We start from the raw sequence: 22,487 nt of genomic DNA, 5'->3' as shown, positions 1-22,487 counted from the left end.
TTTATTAATAGACTTCATGCTTAACCAAAGTAGCCGTTTTCTGCGGTTTGAAAATCATTTGAGGAATTTATATGTACAGTGGTTGTGATCCCCATTAATAAGGTAAGGCTTAATATCATAACTTTCAGGTGCTTCATTCAGCTTCCTCCTCCATCCATGTCAATTTTTTGGCCTGTGATTCCAAACCTTCATCAAAGTATTTTGATGCCAGTTTGTAATTATCCTGCTTTTTATAAAATCTTGCTGCCATAATTGACAATTCTGCGGCATCTGTCCAAAGTTTTTGCTTTTTCAGTACATCAAGAGCTGCGTCGAGCTGAATTTCATCATCTGTTACATATATTGAATGTATGATATTTAACTTAGCAATATACGCATTGTCAGCTAATTCATTCGCTAACATGAGTGACTCATTGTGTGCATCCAGCCCTTCAGCTTTTTTATCTAACTGGAAGAGTACACGCGCTAACATGTAATTTGTTCTCATATACAGTGGTTTGTGTGGCTTTTTTAATTCAACTGAAAAGACATTTTGTAAACATTCTAAAGCTTGCTGAAGCTTTCCTTGACGCTCATAACATATCCCAAGATTGAAATACCCTAGCGCTTGTGGAAAATCAATTTTAGATTCTGCTGCTAAATTGATAGCATCCTTATAGGTGGATTCAGCTTGTACAAATTGGTTTAAATCCATCTTATTTGATGCGATTACCATTAGAGTAGTAGCAACCCGACTCTCTTGTAAATCTGCTGATTTAAAGCTTTCTAAAGCTTTTTTGGCGTGGTTAATGGAGAAATGATTTTGTGCGATTTCGTAGTATGCAATCGAAAGCTGATAATTAAATTCAGCACGTTCTAAATCGTCAGGAACGTTTCGAAGTCGGGTCTCTGCAATATGATAATAGTTGATAGCGTCTGAAAAGCGCTTTTTATAAAACTCATACATGCCATTGAAGAAGAAATAATAATACTGAATCATGTCATCCGTTTTCTGCTTCTCTTCAATGTCTATTTGATTCAATATATCTTTTGATCCCTCAAACTCCTGCGCCAACATTTTGTATCTGGAATCAATCAAGTTAAAGTATAATAAGACATTTTGATCTTCTTCCATATTTTCAAAGGCTATTACGATCTCTTTTCTCTTATTTTCAGCCTTTAGAATGTCCTGTTTCTTGATATATCCGTACCAATCACCGATCATTTTAGCAACAAATGGGCTTGCTACTTTTTCTCCCAAACAAACCTCCCCCTATCCATTCCTTTATTTTCCCTATAATTACATATATTATCATCCGTTTGAATATTCCACACCGAAAAGAAACCGCAAAAAAGAGAGACGAATTCGCCTCTCTGGTATGCCTTTTATTATTTGATGATACTCCAAATAAATCTTCCACTATTATGGCCTGTTTTTTGTGCCCAAGCTTACTAAAGGAAACTTGTTTTCATAGCAATATGTTCTCCGAGATTTACTATAAGTGGATCTTTATTTTTTTCTAAAAATTTAGCAATTTGATTTAGATTTCCATTAATTTTATCGTTGATTGGCATATTGGGATTCAATAAGAGAACGTTGTTAATCGCAGAAGCTACTTCATAAAGATCATCTTCATCTCTTGTTTTTTCAATGTGATATTGCATCTTTTTAAAAAAACATTCAATTTCGTTCAAATCAACCATCGGGTAGTATTGAATTTTATAAAGATTCTCTTCATCAAGGACGTCCAATTCAAATATGGCTTCAAGTTCTTCTTTACTTAAATGAACTTCAGAAAGTTCATATTCACCCTCTGCTGCTTCCTCATCGGCAGTGTACTCAGCTGTATAAAGCCCCTCAATGAATTCATCAAAGGAATCTGCTAACTTAAAGTCTTCTTCCATCTCAACATCAAAATAATGAATTGCAGGATTCTCTTTCGTTTTTCGATAATCCATCGCTACCCAAGTATGGCCATCCCCGTTAATCAAAACAAGCCCTTCTGGCAGCTCCCACTCTTTTATTAAGTAGGCACTATCCATAATTCCTTCACCTTCTGCAATTCCTAAAAGATGATTAAATTGAATATGATCCTCAGCCCATGAATTAGAGTGAGTGGATGGAAAAGCATTATGAACTATATAACCGCCATTCTGTTCTAATATGAGCTTTTTATATGTATCTGGCAAAGTGACTCCTAGTTTCTTTTCAGCCTTAGCTAATTCTTCTGCGGTGATCTTTTTTAATGTATAGTAACCTTCATCGTCTATTTCCCAAAAAGATTTCAAAGTTTATTTCCTCCTAGTGTCATTTAATAAAACACCTTTCACGAACTTATATTCTATTAAATTGTTTTTGGTGGTGATTGTATGTTTTATCTTGAGAGAAAGATTTATCGTATATGTCGCTTTCGTAAGAATCCAACAATTGATGATCTGGTAAAGGCGAGAAGATCGTTAGGCAATCAGTCAAAACCTCCTGCCAACTGAAAAACAATCTGACGGATAAAGTTCGTCGCCAATCAAAAGAAACAGAACGAATATTCGTTGTCAAAAAAACAAAAAACCCTTGCTAAGCAAGGGTTTAAACGATGATTCCGACTGGGCTCGAATCAGCGACCTCTACCCTGTCAAGGTAGATATATGGAATCCTGTGATTATCAGTGATACCCTCTATTCACTCATAACCCTTGATACATAAGCTTTCTTTACCCTTCTGTATCCTTTGGTGTTCCTTCGTATTTTTTAAAAATCGAAAAAAATGTTACCTTTTTTGTTACCTTTTTATACACCTATTTTAAACTTATGACTATATGCAAATTTAAGATTTACCACCATTAATATATTTCACTAACATAGCTGCTGCGTACATCAAAAAAGCAGCGATTAAACCATTCACCATACTCCCAAAAACGACAATCAAAATTTGTCCTGCGTAATCTGTCCATGTCTTATCTGGAAATACAGCAATGTTCCATATACTCACTAGCATATAGAATCCAGTCACAACGATAAACGTCCAAACAACTAACTTTGATTTGAGCATTTACTGACATTCCCCCAACATCCATTTTCTTCTATGATAACATGGGTTAATAATTAATCTTCAATCAATTCATCATGATCCATACGCTTAGCTTCATCTAACTCACGTTCTAATCGCTTCTTATCTAGTTCCACTTCCTTTAATGCTTTCTTAACTTCACGCAGCTCACGCACAGTCATCTCATCTACAGTTTTTGTTTCACCTGTGGATGGGATTTGGTGTGTTGAGTCGATGAATTCTTGTCTGTCTATTGATGTGGGTAGAGAAAGCATTTCGAATAGTTTTCCTGTTGGTAAATACAACGACGTCGTCGTATTTGAAAACTGATCTTGTGCTTTTATAAATCTTTGGGCAGTTCTAACATTGAAATCAATGCTTTTCAACCATTTCTCCCACTCCCCATGAACCAAATCATTTTCTTTCACATGCTTCAACCGTCTACCAATCTCAAATATGGCCTGTCCAGCTACTTGCTTATACGAGTTTATCTCGGCTGTGATGATGTTTTCTTGTTATCCTTGCCAAACGTATATGAGCAATACACAGAATTGGTTTCTTCAAATAGCTTTAAATTTTCTATTTTTAAACAATCGATAGTACCTATAGCATTTTTGAGTATAGCTTTACTTTTCATTAACATGTCATACTGAATAATACGATCGTCTAAGCTTAAAATATCGTCCATAAACATTGCGTGTAATTCAAATCTATTATTCTCATATTCAAATCTAAGAATCTTCACTTGTATCCCCCTAATTAATTTTCCTTAATTATACAGAGGATTTAGATTGAATGGAAAGAATATCATAGTTTTAAACGACTGAAAGCAAAATGCATTTAATCATAACGAAGTTTTTCGTTTTGATATAAGGTGATGTCATTTCAAATGACGGTAGGTATTTATGAGATCCCCACCATAGGTAGCTCCTAAGTTCAATTTAGGCATCTGCTTAATACCCTCATTTAAAATGATAGTGGTGACCGTCATAGCGTTCCTACGATACATACTTTTCCAATTAAAAACCTTAAAACATCCACCAAGAAGGACTATTAATCTATTTTTTGTTGAAATAACCCAAAAATTGTATATAATAGTATCTGAGGTGGAATGTTTTGGAACAAGTTTGTGAAACTAAAAGTAAATACATAAAAGATAGACTAGAAGATCAGATCGAATGGTATGATAAAAAATCAATGCAACATCAAAAAAAATACAAAAACATGAAGGTTGTTATTATCATCCTAGCTCCTGCTATTCCCATTTTGAGTGTTTTAACAAAATTCAACAGTTTATACGTTACATTGTTAATAGCAACAGCAGGTGGTATTATCACTATCTTGGAAGGATTATTGAGTTTAGGAAAGCATCAAGAGAATTATATAGAGTACAGACGGATTTGTGAAACATTAAAGCATGAAAAGTATCAATATTATACAAAGACTGGTGTTTATTCAGAAGGAGATACCTTTAAATTGTTGGTTGAGAGAACTGAATCAATAATATCGCAAGAGAATATCAACTGGGCTAATATGCAGAATAAAGCAAAGGGAGAGACAAATAATGGCTAAAAAGATTTTTATAAGTTACGACTATGATAATGATAGGGATTATAAGAATATGCTTGTTGCGTGGTCTAAGAACAACACCCCTAATTTTAAAGATATACAATTTGAAGACGGTTCTACAGATATCTCAGTTAATTCAACAGACACCGGAGCAATTAGAAGAGCTATATCTAGGCGCATGAATACATGTGGATACTTCTTGCTTTTAGTTGGTGAAGATACTCACAAAAGCAGCTGGTGCGACTGGGAAATTGACAAAGCGAAAGAATTAGGGATGAAACTTGTTGCTGTAAAAATAAACAACAGCAATACTTCTCCAGTCGGAATCCTAAATGCACAAGCTATATGGGCTAAATCTTTCACTAAAGAAGCAATCAAAAAAGCTATTGACGCAGCCTAATTATTCATCTAATGGTTTATACGTCTTTTCAAATATATCTGGCTTACACGGATAGATTTCACCATGCACACCTTTAATGATCCAATCACCAGGCGATGCTTTCATAGTGCCTTCTAATGTTTCGATGTCCATTTCTTTATCAATTTGATATGCTTCTACAACAACAGGTTTCTTTACAAATTTTTTCTTTTCCATACAGTTTCATCTCCATATTTTTTATTATTTAAATACCTCATTTTAAAACAATTAAACCATTTTAATTGCCCTCTATAAAGGGCTTTTTTGTTTTATAATTATCTTCTTCTACACTGACTTTTACTCATTACCCCCCTTTACATATAATGGCAAACGTAAGACAGGACTATATAATTTTCTTTCACCATTAGTCTTGACTTGTCGTTTGCTTTTTGGCTTGATAGGTTGAAAGCAATGGACTACGGCTGGACAAGTTGTCTGCCTGAATTTGCTTGTAAAAAAAATAAACAAACTCAGACAGGCGACTGATCATCTTGATAGTGTATCAAGCTTATGGTATCCGTATGTGTCACCCTATTTGCCGTTGGTTATTCCCCAAACAAACCTACTGTGTCAAGTGTCCCTAACAGGTTCAACGAACGCAAAATTATGTTCGTATACTTATGGCTTGTCCTGCATCGTCAGAAACGATACACCCATCCTTCGTACAGCACTTAATGGCAGCTTTCGCCTTTCAGATACATGTGCAAATAGGGAAGCACAGTGGTACCCTATCCTCATTTATCGCATCGGCTGAGTCACTACCCTTTCAAGTTTAACGTGTGTTAGCGCATTCCACGACAGTCTTACCCTTAAAAAAGGCATCACTAAAGACAACACCTTGATCCAGGAGCATTGACTGATTCTATTCAGTTGTGACCTATTGAATATAGATTAAAAATAAGTTAGAATGGGCTGGTATCATGGGATTTGTACCAACCCATCAGATTAGATAGTGCGCCAACACTTTTCTAATCAGCTAGAAATGACGATCATGAGCAGTAGGAATAGTCCTGTTATGCTCATGATTGTTACAAACAGTAACTCATCCATGAACCTTCTAAACAGCTTCCCCATTAATTTAATCCCACTACAGCTAACTCTTCACGACCATAAATATCAAGCATGTTGTACTCATCATCAGCGACTCCATATTGATCATTGCTATGTACTTCTTCAATTGTTCCTAGCCCGTATAACGTTTGCACTCTTTGACCTACAGATAACTTCCAGTTTGGATTAACATTGTTTAACATGTTCATTTCCCCTTTGTAATTGGTTTAGTTGGATCAAGTATGATGCAATCAAATTCAGTTTCTTGATTCTTCGGTTCGAATATCCTCAAATCGGTTAAGACTTCCCAAAGCGTTATTTGCTTCAATAGATGTGTAACGACTTCAGCAAGCGTTTCTAAGTCTGCATACGGAACGTTTCTTCCTATATACCAGATCGTTCCCTCATCGTAGTTACCGTCAGTTCGTTGCGTGATTTCAGCTAAAACAATCTGGCCATCACACTCCCCTACTGCATAACCTTCTTTAACGATGATTGCTGAGTAAAGATTGTTTATTTCTTGTGTGTTGAATTCCGTTTGAACGTTTGTAATACGATTCGTATAACTCTTCTTATATTAAGTTCGACTTATTAAACTAAATATACGATATATAATTTTATCTGTCAACACTTTTCATTCTTTTTGTTCGATAATTCGTTTTTAAGGTTCGACTTGTGATACAATAAATGTAGAATACGAATGAGGAGAGTTATAATGAGAATCAGTTTTAAACCAATGGAAATCACTCTAATTAAGCGAGATAAAAACAGAGAAGATTTAAAAAGAGACTTAGGAATTTCGGGCTCTACTCTTGCCAAAATGACTAGAGGCGAAGTCGTCTCTTTAGCTGTTATACTGAAAATTTGCGAGTACCTGGATTGTCCCATTCAAGAAGTTGTTGAATTTGTAAAGGAAGATTCTTAAGCAAAAGTATTGCTTTTTATTTTTTTAATTCGTTAAACAAAACCATTGCAATGGTTTTACAAATAAATTAGAGGTATGCAAAATGGACGAAAAACTATTCAAATTGATTGAACAATTAGCTGCGGACGTATAAATCATTAAACAAGATGTGAAAGAAATTAAATCCACAGTCACCAAGCTAGAAGAAAATGAGCAGTATTATAATTGGTCAGAGGTGAATTGAATTGACCGAACGTACTTAATGAGTTGCATGAAGGCTTTGAAAATGTCAAAACACTTAGACAAGATTGAGGATTCTTTGACACGAATTGAAGATAAAGCAAAATAAAAACAAGCGAGAAATAACTCGCTTGTTTGAGCATACTTTTAAGATGAATTTCTTTAAAAACAGTTTGCGACGATACCTGTCAAACTAAAGAAGTCTAGAAGAGCATCTTTAACATCTTTATTCAGACCTTTTGATGCATCATGTAAAGCCTTATCCATAGCTTTGTATCTTGAAAAACCACCGTATCGGTATTCATCATAGTGCTTTTTTATCTTTTTTACAGCTTTAGTTGTCCCACCGAGTGCCTTTAGAGCAGACTTTATTTTAGTAATTTTAGTGAATGAAAAAGCATTGTTTACTAATGCAATGCCAACTGCAGTAACGCAACCTGCAACATTAGAAGTTCTAATTAAATTAGGGTCTTGTTCTCCAAACTTCAAAAAGCCTTCCCCTTCTCTGTAATAAATAGACACGAACAAACCTGTTTCTTTCTCAAACCATTCAGCAGTAGCTTCTATCCCCTTACCTAAAACAGCATTGGGGATTTTTTCAATTGATTTAAGGACATTCTCGGTTTGATCAAACATCTCACTGTCAGCTAAACGCTCATTTTTAGTAGGAGCTGCATCACTAGTATCAATGGCACTTGCAAAACTTGGCGCAACCATTGAAAATAAAAAGATGGACACCATTATGTAGATGTAATTTCTTAGTTTTCTCATTCTATTCCTCCTAATATATCAAGATTGATATAATTTTACCATTTATGTAAAAATATTTCTATAGTACAATATGTTTCAGAAAGGGGATTTTTTTATGAAAAATAACTTATCCTTACTAGGTGCAATCGCCATTTTAATTATCACCATTGTGAACTTTGCTTCAAAAGATGAAATAATCACAGGGATAGTTGGAGGTATATTGTTTATATTCATGCTTGTTCTAAACATCGTTTCTAGAAAACGAGCAAACAATGACTCTACTTAATGGGATTGAAGTGAATACTATTGGGGAAATTGTTTAAATGACCACTTACATTAATGTGTAGGTGGTTTTTTAATACCATCATTTACATATAGACCCTCTCCTCTATTCTTCTTATTATTATTAATTTTATAAAATTAATTAGAGGAGTTTTATCGTGGTCAAAACTAATAGAGGAAATTGGAAGGAAATCTTTGAACATGCAAAGAAGAGACAGAGACATTAACTTTTCCAGGTAAGCCCTACTCAATAGCAATTTCCCCTCAAATATATGGCGATGTCGTTACAGAAGATCAATTCTATCAAGAATTAGCAAATATAATCATAAAAGAAGCCCGTATGGAATATGGGTTTAAAGAGGGTGATGAATATGAACGAACAGGAGACAAACAAGTCAAAGAAGAAAAAGGAATCAATCGAAAACTATAAGGTTGTTACAGATTTAACTGAAGAGGAAATTAAAGAACACGTTGAAGAAATAATGGAGACCGAAGAGTTCTATGAGGTATTCGAAAGATTTATGTACAAATATAATTTAGTCTAAAATAAACAAACCAGTCCTCTCGATCAACTCAAGAGGACTATTTATTTACTATCAAATCAAGAACCAATAAACATAATTAAAGTAGCAAAAATTGAAGCAAGCACAACTAAAAATAAGACACACCCTGAAAAAAGATGGCTTTTTGAACCTGTTTCAAAAAAGTAAGCAATACAGAAAACTAGTCATTCTCCATTGGATCAATTACATCAAGGTAAAATGACCCTGAATTATCTGGCAGAAATATAGAGTGGTTGAATAATGCTGTCATAATGCCGCCTTGTCTAACCATTTTCCCATTTTCATCAAATTGTGTCATATGGATCATCCTCTCATTTATTGTAATAGCGGATACTGCTACTCTTATCTCCAGCAGCACCTTCAACACCTGACCAAGCAAAATACTTTAATTTTAAAGTTGAAGATATTGATGCAGCTCAAGCTAAATCGGAAGTGTTAGTTTTGATGAAAAAACAAGAGACAAGTGTTTGGACTGAAGAAGAGGCCAAAACTTTCCTGGATGGCGTTAAAGATAGATAATAGGCTATACTGTTTGTTTTATATTGCTTTACACACTGGCATGAGACAAGGAGAGCTTTTAGGATTGCGCTGGAAGGACATCGACTTTAAACACAAACGCTTATCAGTCAAACAAGTGATGTCACATGATGCTAGAGAGATGTATCTTGGGGCTAAAACCGAAGCAGGTAAGAAGTATCGATTTAGGCGATAAAGCCCTTGAAGTATTAAAAGAGCATAGAGCTAAGTTAGACAAAGAAAAAGAAAAATATGCTGATATATATAAAGATCGTGTTTTGGTCTTTTGCACACCGCACGGAACACCATTAAATCCATCTAACATCCGAAACAGAATAATGAACCCTGCAATAGAAGAAACAGGCATTACCAAAATAAGATTTCATGATCTGAGACACACATGTGCAACGATATTACTTTTGAATGGCGCACCTGTTAAAGCAGTTAGCGAGAGATTAGGGCATAGCAATATAAAAGTAACACTTCAAACTTATGCTCATGTACTACCTTCAACAAGTCAACAAATAGCTGATCAAATAGATGGAATTTTAGATTGACCACACTGAAAATATGGTGTGGTTTTTATTATGGCAATGTTACCTTTTTGTTTTTAGAAATACAAAAGCCACTCTCGATTATCTCAAGAATGGCTCTGTATCAACGTCTTTTCATATGATTCCGACTGGGCTCGAACCAGCGACCTCTACCCTGTCAAGGTAGCGCTCTCCCAGCTGAGCTACGGAATCGGGTTATGTATCAGTTCTGGGCTTTCTTTTACTGACAGTCTCTATTATATAACCATCATATTAAGTCGTCAATGGTTTTGTTCAAAAAAGGTCAAAAAGCCGGCGGCTGTGCCGGCTTTTTTCTCTCCTTCTTTATGATTGGTTCACAAGGACGGGCTTTAGTTGATCGAGTGCTTGTTTGAAGTCGCGTTTGAGGTCTTCTCCGTTTTCAACTCCGACACTTAAACGAAGCAGCCCATCTGTAATCCCTCTTTTTTCTCTTTCTTCTTTTGGCATAGCCGCATGTGACATTTTGGCTGGATATGACAGAATCGATTCAACGGCGCCGAGGCTGACGGCGAATACAGGTAATGTGACAGCATCCACCAATTCTTTGACAGCCGCTTGGTTTTCTAGTTCAAATGAGAGAACGGCTCCTGCTCCGCTTGCTTGCTTTCGCTGAATATCTGCACCCGGATGGTCATCTAAGCCTGGGTAGTATACTTTTTTCACCGCAGGATGTTCTTTGAGGAATGTAGCGAGTTCATATGCCGTTTGGCTTGCTTTTTCTAATCTGACCTGAAGGGTTTTTAATCCTCTTAGCACGAGCCAGCAATCCTGCACGCCAAGGACTGCACCGAAGGAGTTTTGCAGTGAATAGAGTTCCTCTCCCAGCTTCTCATCTTTCACCACGGCTAAGCCTGACAGTACATCACTGTGGCCGCTTAAAAATTTCGTTGCGCTGTGCAGGACAACGTCAACACCAAGGTCCAGCGGACGCTGAAGCGCAGGTGTTAAAAACGTATTATCTAAGAAAGTCAGACAGTCATGCTCTTTCGCAAGCTGGACGACACCTTCAATATCTGTAATCCCTAGTGTTGGATTTGACGGTGTTTCCATGTAAATGACCTTTGTATTCGATTGAATGCCTCTTTTGACTTCATTCAAATCCGTCATGTCCACGAAGGTATGCTCAATTCCAAACCTTGAAAGAACTTGGGTGATCATCCGGAAAGTCCCGCCGTACACATCTCTTGTGACAAGGACGTGATCTCCCTTTGATAATAGAAGAAAAGCGGTCGAAATGGCTGCCATGCCTGATGCAAAGGCAAGCCCTCTCGTTCCTCCTTCCAGCGCTGCAATCGTATCCTCTAATGCTTGACGTGTCGGAGTTCCCGATCTGGAGTAGTCATATTGGCCAAATTCATCGAAGCTGCTTTGATGAAATGTGGATGCATGCTGAATCGGTACACTGACTGCACCTGTTGAACGGTCTGTTTTAAACGCATTATGAACGAGTTGTGTTTCGAGTGTCCAATCGTGTGTGGTCATTTGGCGTGTACCTCCTCTTTTACTTGTGATAGTGCCTGTTTCAGGTCTGCTTTCAAGTCATCTACATGCTCGATGCCAACAGAGAAACGGAGCAGCTTGTTACATACACCGTTTGCAATGCGAATCTCTTCTGGAATATCCATATGCGTTTGTGTTGCAGGATACGTAATGAAGCTTTCGACTCCGCCAAGGCTTTCAGCAAAACAAATCGTTTTCAGCTGTTTCAAAAATGGATTGACCCAATCCTCTTTAGCTACCCGGAATGACAGCATGCCTCCCTTTCCTGGATAAAGCACATCTTGAATTTCTGGCTGTTTCTTTAAAAACCCAGCCAGCTCCTTCGCATTTTCCTCGTGCTGGCGCATTCTAAGAGCCAGTGTTTTCATTCCTCTCATTAAAAGCCATGAGTCAAATGGTGATAGAACCGCTCCAATCGCGTTTTGATGCTGGAACATGTCTTCAGACAACTGCTCTCCTTTTGTGACGACAAGCCCGGCAAGAACGTCATTATGTCCGCCTAAATATTTGGTTGCGCTATGAATGACAATGTCCGCTCCAAGCGTAATCGGCTTTTGCAAGACTGGTGTGTAAAAGGTGTTATCGACAATCACCAAAGCGCCATAATCTTTTGCAATCTTCGCTATTTTTTGAATATCTGCTTCCTGCATCAGTGGATTTGTCGGTGTTTCAATAAAAATCGCTTTTGTGTTTGGCGTAATTTTAGAGCGTAAACAGTCTTCATCTGAAAAATCATCATAAAGAAAACGTAAGCCGTACTTTTTCCATTCGTTTTCAAACAAACGGTATGTACCGCCATATAGGTCTGAAGAGACGATGAGTTCATCTCCGCTTTCAAATAGAGCCATGATCGTTTGGATCGCCGCCATTCCCGAACTGAAGGCAAAACCGGCCGTCCCTTCTTCGAGTGAAGCAATTGCATCCTCTACGAGCTGTCTTGTTGGGTTTTTCGTTCGAATGTAATCAAATCCTGTAGATTCCCCTATGCCTCTATGTCTGTATGCTGTCGAAAGATAAACGGGAGGACTGACAGTGCCAGTCACCTCTTCGCTACGGTTTCCAATCTGCGCTAATTTCGTTTCCACATGTTCTGTCATTTGACACCATCCTAAGTAAAAATCTGATTTCAAAACAGAAAACCCCTTCTTCATAAGAAGAAGGGGTTTAATCGCTTCCTCTTATCTTCCAAGCAAAAAAGCTGCTTGCTGGATTTAGCACCTTGGTACATCACATGAAGTGATGCATACCGGTTGCTGAGGTTTCAAAGGGCCAGTCCCTCCACCTCTCACGATAAGAATGTGTTGTCTGTCTGTTCTAATTCTTAATACTGTAACCCATTAAATCTCATTTTTCAAGGGGAAATGACATGATTAATTAAAATTTTCTGTATTTTATAACAGAATGGATGTTATACGATTTGATTGCATGTTAGCATATAGGAACAATGCTGTTTTTCATGTTACAATGAATGGAAACGTTTCACTTTATGATGAATTTGGTTAGCTGGAGGAATGGATTATGGTGAAGAAAACAGGAATCATTCAAGAAGAAACCATACAGTCAAAAGAACTTGGGGCAGACATGACCATTTTGATCTATTTGCCAGTCAATTACTCCCCCCTTTATACATATCATGTCATCATTGCCCAGGATGGTCATGATTATTTCCGCCTAGGCAAAATAGGCAGACAGGCAGAAGAATTGATGCAAAACAAAGAAATGGAACGCTCGATTATCATTGGTGTTCCTTATGAAAATGTCACGGAAAGACGAAACACGTATCATCCAGACGGTACAAAGTTTGAAGCGTATAAACGCTTTTTAGCAAATGAACTGGTCCCTTATATTGATAAACACTATCCAACCTATCAAATTGGATCAGGACGGACGTTTATTGGTGATTCACTGGGTGCGACGATTTCCCTCATGACAGCCATTGATTATCCTTCTTTATTTGGCGGGCTGATTTTGCAGTCCCCTTACGTTGACAAATCGGTTCTAGAAGCCGTCAAACAGTCAACAGCCCTTTCTCATTATGCCATTATCCATCAAATTGGGCTTGAGGAAACCGCTGTGAAAACAACAGATGGCCAGGTGCTTGATTTTGTTCAGCCGAACGAAGATTTAAAGGTCCTTCTTGAACAATCTGGTGCGGATTATTTATTTGAGACATTCGAAGGGGATCATAAATGGACGTTTTGGCAGCCGCTCATTGCGCCTTCGTTAAAAAGAATGCTCCCATATTCGTTAATCAACTGAATTTTGTTATAATAAACAATAATAAATACTTTCTTATTCAGGAGGGAACATGATGAAATACGGAGTTGTTATATTTCCATCAAAAAAATTGCAAGATATTGCGAACTCTTACCGGAAGCGTTATGATCCGAACTATGCACTCATACCGCCTCATTTAACATTAAGAACACCTTTTGAATTAACGGATCTAGAAGCGGCTGAGGTCGTCTCAACGTTAAGAGATTATGCAAAAAATGCTTCTCCTATTACGTTACGTATTAAAAAATTCAGTTCATTCGCTCCTGTAAACAACGTCATTTATATGAAAGTAGAACCGAACGAGGACATCATGGCGCTCAATGAAAGATTGTACGCAGATCCACTTGCCGGCACACCTGAATATGCCTTTGTTCCGCATGTGACAGTCGCTCAAAAACTATCAGATGATGAGCATTCAGACGTACTTGGCACATTAAAGCTGAGAAAGATTGACCATGAAGAAACAGTGGATCGCTTCCACCTTTTATATCAATTAGAGAACGGATCTTGGACCGTCTATGAAACATTTATTTTAGGAGAAGAGGGTTAAAGACATTTGAAAACAGTCATCGCAACAGAACAAACACAACGAGAAGATGCATATTACGTTCGAAAAGAAGTATTCGTAAAAGAACAAGAAGTTCCAATAGAGATCGAAATAGATGAACTAGAAGACAAAGCCACCCATTTTGTCATTTACAATGATGACAAAAAGCCTCAGGCGGCCGCTAGACTGCGGATCATTGAGGGATCAAAGGCAAAGCTTGAACGAATTTGTGTGTTAAAAGAGGCGCGCTCCTTCGGCCTTGGCCACAAGCTATTAGAGGCGCTAGAAACAGAAGCGGTTGCTAATGGAGCAAAAGAAGCGGTTATGCATGCCCAAATCCAAGCTCTTCCTTTCTACGAAAAGAAAGGCTACAAAGCGGTTTCTGAACCGTTTGAAGAAGCAGGAATCAAACATGTCAAAATGACAAAAACACTGTCTGTTTGACCAAAAGAAAAGCCAGAGCATTCAAGATGCCCTGGCTTTTTCTTTTTCATTATCGTTCGCCAATGGAAGAAAGCGCAATCATTTATATATACGTATTGATATGAACGCCCTTGCCTTCCTCCATAAACATATCTCGTACAAAGCGTTCCCGCTTTTTTTGCTGTACTTTCGTTTCCGCTTCTGTCACTAAGTCCTCTTTTTTCTCCAGCTCTCTGTAAATCTTGTCATGAAAGGTGTGGGTAACCTTTGTTACTTTCGCGTAGTCTTCTTTATCCTGAGGAGCTGGACGATTGATATACTGAAAATACAGATCCGGCTGAATCGGGGCTATATATCCCATCAAGAACGCCTCCTTTGCTTCTCTCTTACTCTACTATTCCCTAATTATGACTGTTTGAAACACGCCTCATTTGATATGATTAGATGTGTTTCATTTTAAGATTGATTGACTATTGGAGGACTAGCTTTGAAATGCGCACGACGACATGATCGAACGATCTCATTACATACGTATTCGAGAGAACACTATCAATTCCTCCATGACGAGGGAAAAAAAGGACAATTATTCTGCCCATATTGCGGACAACCGGTCTTTTTTAGATTAAATATACATGATGAACCTGCCTTTATTCATAAGCACATGTCTCAGCAAGAGATTTGTGAAAAAGCTGAAGAACAAGCTGATCACAATAAAACGGCAGATCAAGAGGAAAGGGATTCTTATAAAGAACTTGGCGGCTTCCGTTTTCCAATCGGGAAACAGATCATCTCGCAAACGAACGAATCATATGACTGGCAGGAACCTAGGTCAATTCAATTTAGCGACGCCTTACATTTAGAAGAGAATGAACAAGTTCATACGATCGACCTCTTTCCGCATATCACCTTCAGCACACCACAGCTTCAAGCTGTCACACATCAAGATGGTCCGATGCTTGTGCTGGCTGGTGCCGGCAGCGGGAAAACAAGAGTCCTGACGGCTAGAGCGGCTTATCTCATGTCCCATCATCATATTCCTGCTCATCATATTTTACTCGTGACCTTCACGACCAAAGCGAGTAGTGAGATGAAAGAAAGGCTGCGCAAGCAATACCAGCTTCATCCTTCACAAGCCAGCCAAGTAGTGACAGGCACCTTCCACAGTCTTTTTTATAAAATGCTGCTTCACGATGACGCAAGCAAATGGAACGGCCAGCATCTGATCAAGTTTGACTGGCAAAAGGAGCAATACATTCGAAAAGCCATAATGAATGAAGGGCTTGATGAAAAAGACTACCCTACTGATCAAGTACTGCAATCGATCGGCTATTGGAAAAATGCCTTTTTACCAGGTGAACTTCCTGATTTGAAGGATGAAAAGGAAAAACATATGTGGACGATCTATCAATCATATGAACAGCAAAAACGAGACAATCAGCAATTTGACTTTGATGATATGGCGATTGCCTGCTTACATATGCTGACAGAACAGCCCGAACTGCTAAAACGGTATCAAGAACGATTCCAGTATATTTTAGTGGATGAATTTCAGGATATTAATCCAGTACAATATCAATTGATTCAGCTTTTAGCCGGAGAATCAGAGCAGTTATTTTGTGTAGGGGATGATGATCAAGCCATTTACGCCTTTAGAGGGAGCAATCCTGCTTTCATTCTTGAATTCAAACAAGACTATCCTTCTGCTCAGATCGTCCATTTACATGCGAATTACCGGTCTCACCATACGATTGTCGCAAGTGCTGATGCGATTATTAAGAAAAATCAGCATCGCTATGAGAAGACGTTAAAAGCCGTGCGCGAGGAGAAAATTCCTCCGACGCTTTTTTATCCATATGATGAAGAAGAGGAAGCGACGATGATTGTCGCAGATATTCAGGAGAAAATTAAAAACGGTGCAAAGCCGAATGACTTCTGCGTGCTGTTTCGAACGAACACAGGCGGCCGTGCGATTTATGAACGGCTGCATCAATCGGCCATTCCGTATGAAACGGATGCCGGCGTCAAAGCCTTCTATAGCAGACGAATGGTTCGGGTTCTCCTCGCCTTTCTTTCTTTAAGTCAGGATGCAGATGATGTGGCCGCCATAAAACAGCTGCTGCCGGTTTTCTTTTTAAAGCAGCAAACCCTGAATACACTAAAGGCACTGACCATCACAGAAGATTGCTCAATGGTAGAAGCGCTCGGAAAACTGACAGATATACAGCCGTTTCAGCGGAAAAAGCTGCAATCAATTGTTCCTTTGTTCCGAACGTTACGGACGTTAAAGCCATCGGACGCAGTGACATTTATTGAACAAAAGATGGGACTCGGGGATTACTTAAAAAAACGGGTGAACGATACGAATGTACTTGAAAAAGGAGCGGATGATGTACGTGATGTGAAAACAGCCGCCAAACGCTTTGAAACGATTGAAGCCTTTCTCGCACATGCCGAACATATGAAGTCTGCCGAAAAGGAAAAAACAGATGAACCCGGTGTTCAGCTCATGACGATCCACCGCGCAAAGGGACTTGAGTTCCAGACAGTATACATCACTTGTGTGGTCGACGGGGCACTGCCCCATGATTTCTCACTGGATGAACTCAGAAACGGTGATGAAGAAGCGATGGAAGAAGAGCGCCGTTTATTATACGTTGCCATGACAAGAGCTGAACAATCTCTTTATCTGTCTGTTCCATCATTTAGACGAGGAAAAACGGCTCATCGTTCTCGCTTTTTATATCCTCTTCTAAAGAAAAACCGTGAATTATTTACGCAAAAACAACAGGCCCCCCTTTAAACGGAGAGCCTGTTGTTTATTTTTTGTTGTTCATCATTTTAGAGATTGTATTGAAATCAAGCTTTTCTTTTCCACTTGTAATCGATTGAACGATTTTGTCTTCCATTTCTTTAGGTACACGTTTGTTCGCAAGCTGCGCTACTTTTTTAATGACACCTCGAACGGTATTCTCATCTTTAAAGTTGGCATTTTGCAAAGAACCTGCAAGTTTAAACACATCATTCATATTCACACCGGTTTTGTTTTCTACGCTTTTAAAGAATTTATTATCCATTCATTTGCCTCCTCTTTGTGGAGTAATCACCTTACTATATGAAAATAGGCGAGATATGTGCCTATCCTAAAGCCTTGTTTGATCAAAGAGAAAGGAAAGCAAAAGGCTTCCCCCTTGCTTCCCTCACCTTCTTACTTTTTAGTAGTTAAAGAAAGAAGCACCAACGATAATTAGAAGGATGAAAAGCACAACGACAAGAACAAATGTTGATCCATATCCGCCGCCGTAGCCACCTCCGTAGCCGCCGCAAGAACCGCCACCGTAACAACTCATATATAAGCACCTCCTCTTCTCCCTTACAAAGTATGAAAAATGAAAGAAATGGTTTGGACGATCACATAAAAAAGTGCGGAATTTTTATTTCTGCTGTTTAAATACGTAATCTGCCTCTCTATGACGCATCATGAATGCTTCTGTTTCTTTCGCAAAAGCCTCCATCTTCACGCCAAATTCTTTTAAGTGCTCCTCAAGATCATTCGCTTTATCCGTTAGATCCATTTCAGCCTTCTCGTGCGCTTGTTCTTTCCCATCATGGGGTTTAGTGAACAAGGAACCAATTAATTGTTCGAATGCATCCATTCTGGTCACCCCTTCCCTCTTACATATGCATCACTCAAAAAAAGGGCAACAAAAAAACCGGATAAATCCGGCTTTTGTTTTTCTCTTCTATTGAGGTTTCTTTTTGTTTCCACAGCCGCAGCCTGTTTTCTTGATTTTCTTCGTATATACAGATTGTTGATTTGACTGCGCTGGATAACCTTGAAGCGTATGTGACGGCGTTTCGTTTGGTTTCATCGCAACCCTTCCTTTCCTATTCCATGATAGTATATGCATTTGTTGAAAGCGTGTCTGATCAGAATGCCTGTTTATTTCACAAGCTTTGAGACGACCGCTTCAATGATGCCTGCTGCTGCGGCAATCGCTAATAGTAAATTAAGCCACATGCTGATGACAGGAAAAAATATGTATATCAGAAGTAAGGCAGCAGTGCACCATATGCCAGTACACCAATAACAGCTTAACAGTTCTCCAACCCAAGACCGCAGTCCTTCCCCTTTAATGATGATATATGTTTCGACCTCACCTTGTTCGTTTACCTCTTCCTGTTCTTCATGAAATAGACGGCGGAAAGGGGCCGTAATGGTATCAAACACAATCAGTCTCGTCAGTCTAAAGGATGCGAGGGCAAACACGACAAATGACAAAGCACCGCTCAGAAGCCTCCACCTCCTTCTTTCTTCTTTTTCCGTCCTTTCTTTATATATGCAAGAAAAAAGATCGTCATGATGAATCGAGCGGAAATAAAATTGGGTTGTACTTTTTCACACTTTCCGATTCCACCTTGCGTCCTTGCTGCATTAAATAATGTATAGATAAGAAAGGAGTGAAAGTATTGTCTATTGAAGAAAGTGCTGAAATATTATATACACAACTGTTAAACGAATTAATCAGCAATTATGATGATTTCATTGAGATCAAAGATTCCGAAAATGTCACAATTCATAAAACAGATGTAACAGCTGCACTCTCCCTTCAAGCGACCGTAACGACAATCATTACTCTTTTAATCCAAATTCTTGTACCAGACGATGAAGTGGCTGCCGACATCACAGATCAGCTTTTATCCACACAACAAGTGACAGTCCAAAAGAAAACTGTGATTCAAATCATCAACTGCCATAACATTACGATTACATTATCAGATGCATCCATTATGAACTCCGTCCAAATTCTCACTCAAACATTGAATGTACTCTTAGTTGAAGCCGGCATTCTTTGACCCTTTCTTTTTCTAACATGACGTATGAAAGAGGTGAAATCATCGTGGCTGAAGAGAACGAAAAAAAGGAGTTTCAAATCAATACTGATATTGATCCATTAACAAGTCTTCTTGTAAGTGATGTGTTAAACAAAAACAATATTACTGATGATCAGAAAGCAAATATCTCAGATGATCAAAGAAGAATGATTTTGAAATTAGTGGAGGACTTGCAAAAGAAAGCAAATGATTTCGTAGAACAGCAGCAGGAGAAAAAAAGGCAGGCTGAGGCAGCAAAACAGCCGGAACAAATAGAGCCTGAACCAAAAGTACGTCCAAAAAGAAATTCACTTCGAAATCGTATTCAGCAACGCCGTGATGCGCAGCGTAATAACGATTAAATAAAAATGGGTTGCCTGCTAGGGTAAATGCCCGAGACAAAACCACGCATTCCAGCATTTAATAAAGTAAACGGAAGGAGGAATAGAAATGGATTCTAAACCATATTCTTGGGTCGCTCTAGATCGTAACTGTACACACCACGGACACCACGGACACCACAGACACCACGACGATTGCAACTATGAAAGAAAAGCACTTTGTGACGACTATTATGATGATGAAGATGTCTTACAAGACTTGGATCAAGTAAGTTTCACAAAGCAGACATCTGAAGAAGTCATTATCGTCAGAGACTCTTGTGACATTAACGTCTCTTCTGTTGATGCACAGGTTGCAGCATCTATCCAAGTAGCGATTCAAACAGCGATCATCACTATTACAAATATCTCAATCGCTGACGGTGATTTGGCAGACCGCGTTACGCAGGATCTTTTACAAGCCGCTACTCACAAACAAACAAACCGCCAAAAACTTGTCATCGAAAATTCAAGAAACGTTACAGTATCTACAATCGATGCGGACATCTCTATCGCAATCCAAACACTTACTCAAACACTTGTTGCGACAATCGTTGCAATCGGTATCCTCTAATGTACAAAAGCAGAGCGAAAAGCTCTGCTTTTCCTTTTATCAAAATACATCAAATATAAATGGTCATTTACCCACACCAACTAGAGGGCGCATACATATGTTGTTAAGGACTAAAGTCAAATACCTTGTTAAAGGAGCTGAAATCCATGAGCTGCGGAAAACACCATGGCCGACATGATGAAAACTGTGTATGCGATGCGGTTGATAAGATTTTAGCAGAGCAGGAAGCTGTAGAAGATAAATGTCCTACGAGCTGCTACAGTAATTTATTAAGCCCAACAGTTTCTGGAAAAGATACGATTCCGTTTTTACTTTTTGATAAAAAGGGCGGGTTGTTCTCTACTTTCGGAAACATCGGAGGATTCGTTGACGATTGCCAATGCTTCGAATCTATTTTCTTCCGGGTTGAAAAATTACACGACTGCTGTGCTACGTTATCTGTATTAAGACCTGTTGATGTACACGGACATACGCTAAGCGTATGTCACCCTTGTGACCCTGACTTCTTTGGTCTAGAAAAAACGGACTTTTGTATTGAGGTTGATTTAAACTGCTTCTGCGCAATCCAATGCTTAAACCCAGAGCTTGTCGACAGAGTCATGCCATCAAAAGATAAAAAGCATCATCACCACGGCTAAATCAACAGGCCACTCATCTAACTTGTCATGAGTCAAAGCATCCCCTTCCTCACGAATGACAGCCAATCATGCGGAGCAGTCAGCATAAGAAGCGGCTGCTTCCGCATTGGTTAAAAGTAGATGCACGAGCCGGCAAAGATAGCTTGAAGATGATGACAGTGCTCAAACACTCAAACAAATTTCCTAGTATAGGAGGGTTGAATATGAGCCGCAAACATTCATGGAGCTGTGTAACAGAGGCTGTTGAAAACATTAGCGACTTGCAAAATGCTGTCAAAGAAGATTGCCCGACCAGCTGTTACAGCAATCTCCTTTCTCCATCACATTCATTAGGTGACACTGTCCCGTTTGTTCTCTTTACATCCAAATCAAAACCATTCGTCGCATTCGGAAACGTCGGAGAAGTAGATGCAGGCCCTTGCTTCAGTACTGCATTTTTCAGAGTCGAACATATCTGTGATCACTGTGCAACACTCAGCTTGCTTATCGCATTTGACAAAGACCGTCATATTTTAGATTTTACAGATAAAGATTCCCTATGTGATGTGTTCCGATTAGAAAAATCGAAGTATTGTGTTGAAGTAGACCTTAACTGCTTCTGCGCAATCGAGTGCCTAAACCCAAGACTCATCAATCGTAACTGCTAACAAAAAAAGTCCCTAAATGGGACTTTTTTTATTAGTTAAAAACCTAGCGGGTGGATGGAAGAAATCTCAGCAATCGCTAATTCGACTGGATTTCCCCCGCCTGCTGTACGAATGATCACAGTATCATCTTTTCGATCCATGATGATCCCTCGATATGTTTTACCATCAGCTTCAATCAGACAAAGAGCTCTTGGCATATTATGAGGCAGTCTTGTGAGAAAATCGACTTTTTCATCAATACTCATCTGACTTAAAGGCTTTTTCACTCGTTTTCTTCTTGGTTCTTCTTTTGTTTCATGAAAGACACCTTCTGGCTGGTTTCCCTCTTCTTCTTGAGGCTCTCGCTTTTGTATGAGCTCTGGTTCTTGTGTGATTTCTTGTTCCTGCGCAGGCTCGGCTTCTTGTGTATCCTCTTGTTCCTGTGCAGGCCCTGCTTCTTGTGTGATCTCTAGTTCTTCTGTAAACTCAGCTTCTTGAGTTATATCTCGTTCATGTTGAAGTTTAGGCGGCTCGGCTTCTTTTTTATGCTCTATTTCTTGAGCTGCAGGTTCCTCCTGCTTGCTTTCTTCGATCACATCTTTTGCATTGGTCTCACTTTCTGGCTGTTTTTCTGATTTCTTTCGCTTTCTCACAATATTTTGCATGGCCGGCTTTGATTCTTGATAGCTCGGCTGAACAATATACATCAGCGGCTTTTGATTCTCATCACCTTTATTTGACATACTAATCCCTCCCGAATG

The 22,487-nt window shown here is 38.7% G+C and carries 33 protein-coding genes, 1 tRNA gene and 1 riboswitch; of the genes, 15 read left to right on the top strand and 19 right to left on the bottom strand.

All coding sequences use genetic code 11. The features are described from left to right. Positions 1-133: 133 nt before the first annotated feature. The 5 genes from MHB41_RS05880 to MHB41_RS05860 form a co-directional block, all read right to left on the bottom strand. Positions 134-1,240, bottom strand: coding sequence for a Rap family tetratricopeptide repeat protein (locus tag MHB41_RS05880; RefSeq protein WP_061109700.1), 1,107 nt, complete (start codon positions 1,238-1,240; stop codon positions 134-136). A gap of 191 nt (positions 1,241-1,431) precedes the next feature. Further along, on the bottom strand, positions 1,432-2,268 hold the full coding sequence (locus tag MHB41_RS05875; protein ID WP_061109699.1) for an SMI1/KNR4 family protein: 837 nt from the start codon (positions 2,266-2,268) through the stop codon (positions 1,432-1,434). A 532-nt stretch (positions 2,269-2,800) separates the two neighbouring features. Further along, complete coding sequence (locus MHB41_RS05870; RefSeq protein ID WP_061109698.1) at positions 2,801-3,025, bottom strand: hypothetical protein; 225 nt, start codon at positions 3,023-3,025, stop codon at positions 2,801-2,803. A 53-nt stretch (positions 3,026-3,078) separates the two neighbouring features. Then, positions 3,079-3,471, bottom strand: coding sequence for a DUF3102 domain-containing protein (locus tag MHB41_RS05865; RefSeq protein WP_267542790.1), 393 nt, complete (start codon positions 3,469-3,471; stop codon positions 3,079-3,081). A gap of 38 nt (positions 3,472-3,509) precedes the next feature. Next, complete coding sequence (locus MHB41_RS05860) at positions 3,510-3,767, bottom strand: hypothetical protein (protein ID WP_061109696.1); 258 nt, start codon at positions 3,765-3,767, stop codon at positions 3,510-3,512. A gap of 371 nt (positions 3,768-4,138) precedes the next feature. Here MHB41_RS05860 and MHB41_RS05855 point away from each other — a divergent pair, with 371 nt between their 5' ends. Together MHB41_RS05855 and MHB41_RS05850 are read left to right on the top strand one after the other, a co-directional pair. Further along, complete coding sequence (locus MHB41_RS05855; RefSeq protein ID WP_061109695.1) at positions 4,139-4,594, top strand: DUF4231 domain-containing protein; 456 nt, start codon at positions 4,139-4,141, stop codon at positions 4,592-4,594. Continuing rightward, positions 4,587-4,991, top strand: a complete 405-nt coding sequence (locus MHB41_RS05850; protein ID WP_061109694.1) for a TIR domain-containing protein — start codon at positions 4,587-4,589, stop codon at positions 4,989-4,991. The genes MHB41_RS05855 and MHB41_RS05850 overlap by 8 nt, the downstream gene beginning before the upstream one ends. Here the strand turns inward: MHB41_RS05850 and MHB41_RS05845 are convergent, their stop codons facing one another. Continuing rightward, the gene (locus MHB41_RS05845; RefSeq protein ID WP_061109693.1) at positions 4,992-5,186 is read right to left on the bottom strand and encodes a hypothetical protein; all 195 of its coding nucleotides are present in this window, start codon (positions 5,184-5,186) and stop codon (positions 4,992-4,994) included. 896 nt (positions 5,187-6,082) lie between these two features. Further along, on the bottom strand, positions 6,083-6,262 hold the full coding sequence (locus tag MHB41_RS05840) for a hypothetical protein (RefSeq protein ID WP_056704950.1): 180 nt from the start codon (positions 6,260-6,262) through the stop codon (positions 6,083-6,085). Between the two features lie 512 nt (positions 6,263-6,774). Here MHB41_RS05840 and MHB41_RS05835 point away from each other — a divergent pair. Continuing rightward, positions 6,775-6,984, top strand: a complete 210-nt coding sequence (locus tag MHB41_RS05835) for a helix-turn-helix transcriptional regulator (RefSeq protein WP_254114489.1) — start codon at positions 6,775-6,777, stop codon at positions 6,982-6,984. Between the two features lie 381 nt (positions 6,985-7,365). Here MHB41_RS05835 and MHB41_RS05830 read toward each other — a convergent pair whose 3' ends face one another. Next, positions 7,366-7,974 carry a hypothetical protein gene (locus tag MHB41_RS05830; RefSeq protein ID WP_061109691.1) on the bottom strand — a complete coding sequence of 203 codons (609 nt, stop codon included), beginning with the start codon at positions 7,972-7,974 and terminating at the stop codon, positions 7,366-7,368. 94 nt (positions 7,975-8,068) lie between these two features. Here MHB41_RS05830 and MHB41_RS05825 point away from each other — a divergent pair, with 94 nt between their 5' ends. Together MHB41_RS05825 and MHB41_RS05820 are read left to right on the top strand one after the other, a co-directional pair. Next, positions 8,069-8,239 carry a hypothetical protein gene (locus MHB41_RS05825; RefSeq protein WP_202394277.1) on the top strand — a complete coding sequence of 57 codons (171 nt, stop codon included), beginning with the start codon at positions 8,069-8,071 and terminating at the stop codon, positions 8,237-8,239. Between the two features lie 367 nt (positions 8,240-8,606). Further along, complete coding sequence (locus MHB41_RS05820) at positions 8,607-8,780, top strand: hypothetical protein (RefSeq protein ID WP_217008542.1); 174 nt, start codon at positions 8,607-8,609, stop codon at positions 8,778-8,780. A gap of 178 nt (positions 8,781-8,958) precedes the next feature. Here MHB41_RS05820 and MHB41_RS05815 read toward each other — a convergent pair whose 3' ends face one another. Next, positions 8,959-9,096 carry a hypothetical protein gene (locus MHB41_RS05815; protein WP_217008541.1) on the bottom strand — a complete coding sequence of 46 codons (138 nt, stop codon included), beginning with the start codon at positions 9,094-9,096 and terminating at the stop codon, positions 8,959-8,961. A 367-nt stretch (positions 9,097-9,463) separates the two neighbouring features. Between MHB41_RS05815 and MHB41_RS05810 the strand changes: the two genes are divergently transcribed. Then, positions 9,464-9,871 (top strand): tyrosine-type recombinase/integrase, encoded by a 408-nt coding sequence (locus tag MHB41_RS05810; protein WP_217008539.1) that lies wholly within the window; start codon positions 9,464-9,466, stop codon positions 9,869-9,871. Between the two features lie 116 nt (positions 9,872-9,987). On the opposite strand, the gene MHB41_RS05805 is transcribed toward MHB41_RS05810, so the two are convergent. The 3 genes from MHB41_RS05805 to MHB41_RS05795 all read right to left on the bottom strand — a co-directional run bounded on the left by MHB41_RS05805 (position 9,988) and on the right by MHB41_RS05795 (position 12,486). Continuing rightward, a tRNA-Val gene (locus MHB41_RS05805) sits at positions 9,988-10,060 on the bottom strand. Positions 10,061-10,192: 132 nt separating this feature from the next. Continuing rightward, on the bottom strand, positions 10,193-11,371 hold the full coding sequence (gene metC, locus MHB41_RS05800) for a cystathionine beta-lyase (RefSeq protein WP_101677365.1): 1,179 nt from the start codon (positions 11,369-11,371) through the stop codon (positions 10,193-10,195). Further along, the gene (locus MHB41_RS05795) at positions 11,368-12,486 is read right to left on the bottom strand and encodes a methionine biosynthesis PLP-dependent protein (protein ID WP_101677366.1); all 1,119 of its coding nucleotides are present in this window, start codon (positions 12,484-12,486) and stop codon (positions 11,368-11,370) included. The genes metC and MHB41_RS05795 overlap by 4 nt, the downstream gene beginning before the upstream one ends. Positions 12,487-12,564: 78 nt before the next feature. Then, positions 12,565-12,686, bottom strand: a riboswitch (SAM riboswitch). A 221-nt stretch (positions 12,687-12,907) separates the two neighbouring features. Between MHB41_RS05795 and MHB41_RS05790 the strand changes: the two genes are divergently transcribed. The 3 genes from MHB41_RS05790 to MHB41_RS05780 are packed head-to-tail and all read left to right on the top strand — an operon-like array spanning position 12,908 to position 14,657. Further along, positions 12,908-13,648, top strand: coding sequence for an esterase family protein (locus tag MHB41_RS05790; protein ID WP_101677367.1), 741 nt, complete (start codon positions 12,908-12,910; stop codon positions 13,646-13,648). A gap of 52 nt (positions 13,649-13,700) precedes the next feature. Beyond that, complete coding sequence (locus tag MHB41_RS05785; RefSeq protein WP_024426454.1) at positions 13,701-14,216, top strand: YjcG family protein; 516 nt, start codon at positions 13,701-13,703, stop codon at positions 14,214-14,216. Positions 14,217-14,222: 6 nt separating this feature from the next. Continuing rightward, the gene (locus tag MHB41_RS05780) at positions 14,223-14,657 is read left to right on the top strand and encodes a GNAT family N-acetyltransferase (protein WP_046310592.1); all 435 of its coding nucleotides are present in this window, start codon (positions 14,223-14,225) and stop codon (positions 14,655-14,657) included. Between the two features lie 82 nt (positions 14,658-14,739). Here the strand turns inward: MHB41_RS05780 and MHB41_RS05775 are convergent, their stop codons facing one another. Then, positions 14,740-14,997, bottom strand: a complete 258-nt coding sequence (locus MHB41_RS05775) for a hypothetical protein (RefSeq protein ID WP_101677368.1) — start codon at positions 14,995-14,997, stop codon at positions 14,740-14,742. A gap of 126 nt (positions 14,998-15,123) precedes the next feature. On the opposite strand from MHB41_RS05775, the gene MHB41_RS05770 reads away from it, so the two are divergent. Continuing rightward, complete coding sequence (locus MHB41_RS05770) at positions 15,124-17,436, top strand: ATP-dependent helicase (RefSeq protein WP_340898958.1); 2,313 nt, start codon at positions 15,124-15,126, stop codon at positions 17,434-17,436. Positions 17,437-17,452: 16 nt separating this feature from the next. On the opposite strand, the gene MHB41_RS05765 is transcribed toward MHB41_RS05770, so the two are convergent. The 5 genes from MHB41_RS05765 to MHB41_RS05745 all read right to left on the bottom strand — a co-directional run bounded on the left by MHB41_RS05765 (position 17,453) and on the right by MHB41_RS05745 (position 18,927). Next, on the bottom strand, positions 17,453-17,710 hold the full coding sequence (locus MHB41_RS05765; protein ID WP_034282022.1) for a stage VI sporulation protein F: 258 nt from the start codon (positions 17,708-17,710) through the stop codon (positions 17,453-17,455). 138 nt (positions 17,711-17,848) lie between these two features. Further along, complete coding sequence (locus tag MHB41_RS05760; protein WP_034282023.1) at positions 17,849-17,983, bottom strand: YjcZ family sporulation protein; 135 nt, start codon at positions 17,981-17,983, stop codon at positions 17,849-17,851. An 84-nt stretch (positions 17,984-18,067) separates the two neighbouring features. Continuing rightward, a complete protein-coding gene (locus tag MHB41_RS05755) occupies positions 18,068-18,289 on the bottom strand; it encodes a hypothetical protein (protein WP_034282024.1) in 222 nt (73 codons plus the stop codon). A gap of 87 nt (positions 18,290-18,376) precedes the next feature. Further along, positions 18,377-18,505, bottom strand: coding sequence for a hypothetical protein (locus tag MHB41_RS05750; RefSeq protein ID WP_255290946.1), 129 nt, complete (start codon positions 18,503-18,505; stop codon positions 18,377-18,379). Between the two features lie 71 nt (positions 18,506-18,576). Next, positions 18,577-18,927 carry a DUF1360 domain-containing protein gene (locus tag MHB41_RS05745; protein ID WP_044334792.1) on the bottom strand — a complete coding sequence of 117 codons (351 nt, stop codon included), beginning with the start codon at positions 18,925-18,927 and terminating at the stop codon, positions 18,577-18,579. 167 nt (positions 18,928-19,094) lie between these two features. Between MHB41_RS05745 and MHB41_RS05740 the strand changes: the two genes are divergently transcribed. The 5 genes from MHB41_RS05740 to MHB41_RS05720 all read left to right on the top strand — a co-directional run bounded on the left by MHB41_RS05740 (position 19,095) and on the right by MHB41_RS05720 (position 21,747). Further along, positions 19,095-19,490, top strand: a complete 396-nt coding sequence (locus MHB41_RS05740) for a spore coat protein (protein WP_223250954.1) — start codon at positions 19,095-19,097, stop codon at positions 19,488-19,490. A 44-nt stretch (positions 19,491-19,534) separates the two neighbouring features. Then, the gene (locus MHB41_RS05735; RefSeq protein WP_101677449.1) at positions 19,535-19,870 is read left to right on the top strand and encodes a spore coat protein; all 336 of its coding nucleotides are present in this window, start codon (positions 19,535-19,537) and stop codon (positions 19,868-19,870) included. Between the two features lie 88 nt (positions 19,871-19,958). Further along, positions 19,959-20,462, top strand: a complete 504-nt coding sequence (locus tag MHB41_RS05730; protein ID WP_034282028.1) for a spore coat protein — start codon at positions 19,959-19,961, stop codon at positions 20,460-20,462. 146 nt (positions 20,463-20,608) lie between these two features. Next, on the top strand, positions 20,609-21,100 hold the full coding sequence (locus MHB41_RS05725) for a CotY/CotZ family spore coat protein (protein ID WP_003211658.1): 492 nt from the start codon (positions 20,609-20,611) through the stop codon (positions 21,098-21,100). A gap of 203 nt (positions 21,101-21,303) precedes the next feature. Beyond that, on the top strand, positions 21,304-21,747 hold the full coding sequence (locus MHB41_RS05720) for a CotY/CotZ family spore coat protein (RefSeq protein WP_217008537.1): 444 nt from the start codon (positions 21,304-21,306) through the stop codon (positions 21,745-21,747). A gap of 35 nt (positions 21,748-21,782) precedes the next feature. Here the strand turns inward: MHB41_RS05720 and MHB41_RS05715 are convergent, their stop codons facing one another. Next, the gene (locus MHB41_RS05715; protein ID WP_340898964.1) at positions 21,783-22,469 is read right to left on the bottom strand and encodes a CotO family spore coat protein; all 687 of its coding nucleotides are present in this window, start codon (positions 22,467-22,469) and stop codon (positions 21,783-21,785) included. Positions 22,470-22,487: the final 18 nt, after the last annotated feature.

It is taken from the genome of Bacillus sp. FSL H7-0578, assembly GCF_038630855.1.
GTDB classification, from domain to species: domain Bacteria; phylum Bacillota; class Bacilli; order Bacillales; family Bacillaceae; genus Bacillus; species Bacillus safensis.
Note: the sequence above shows the minus strand (reverse complement) of the source record. Positions and strands in the feature narration are given on the sequence as shown.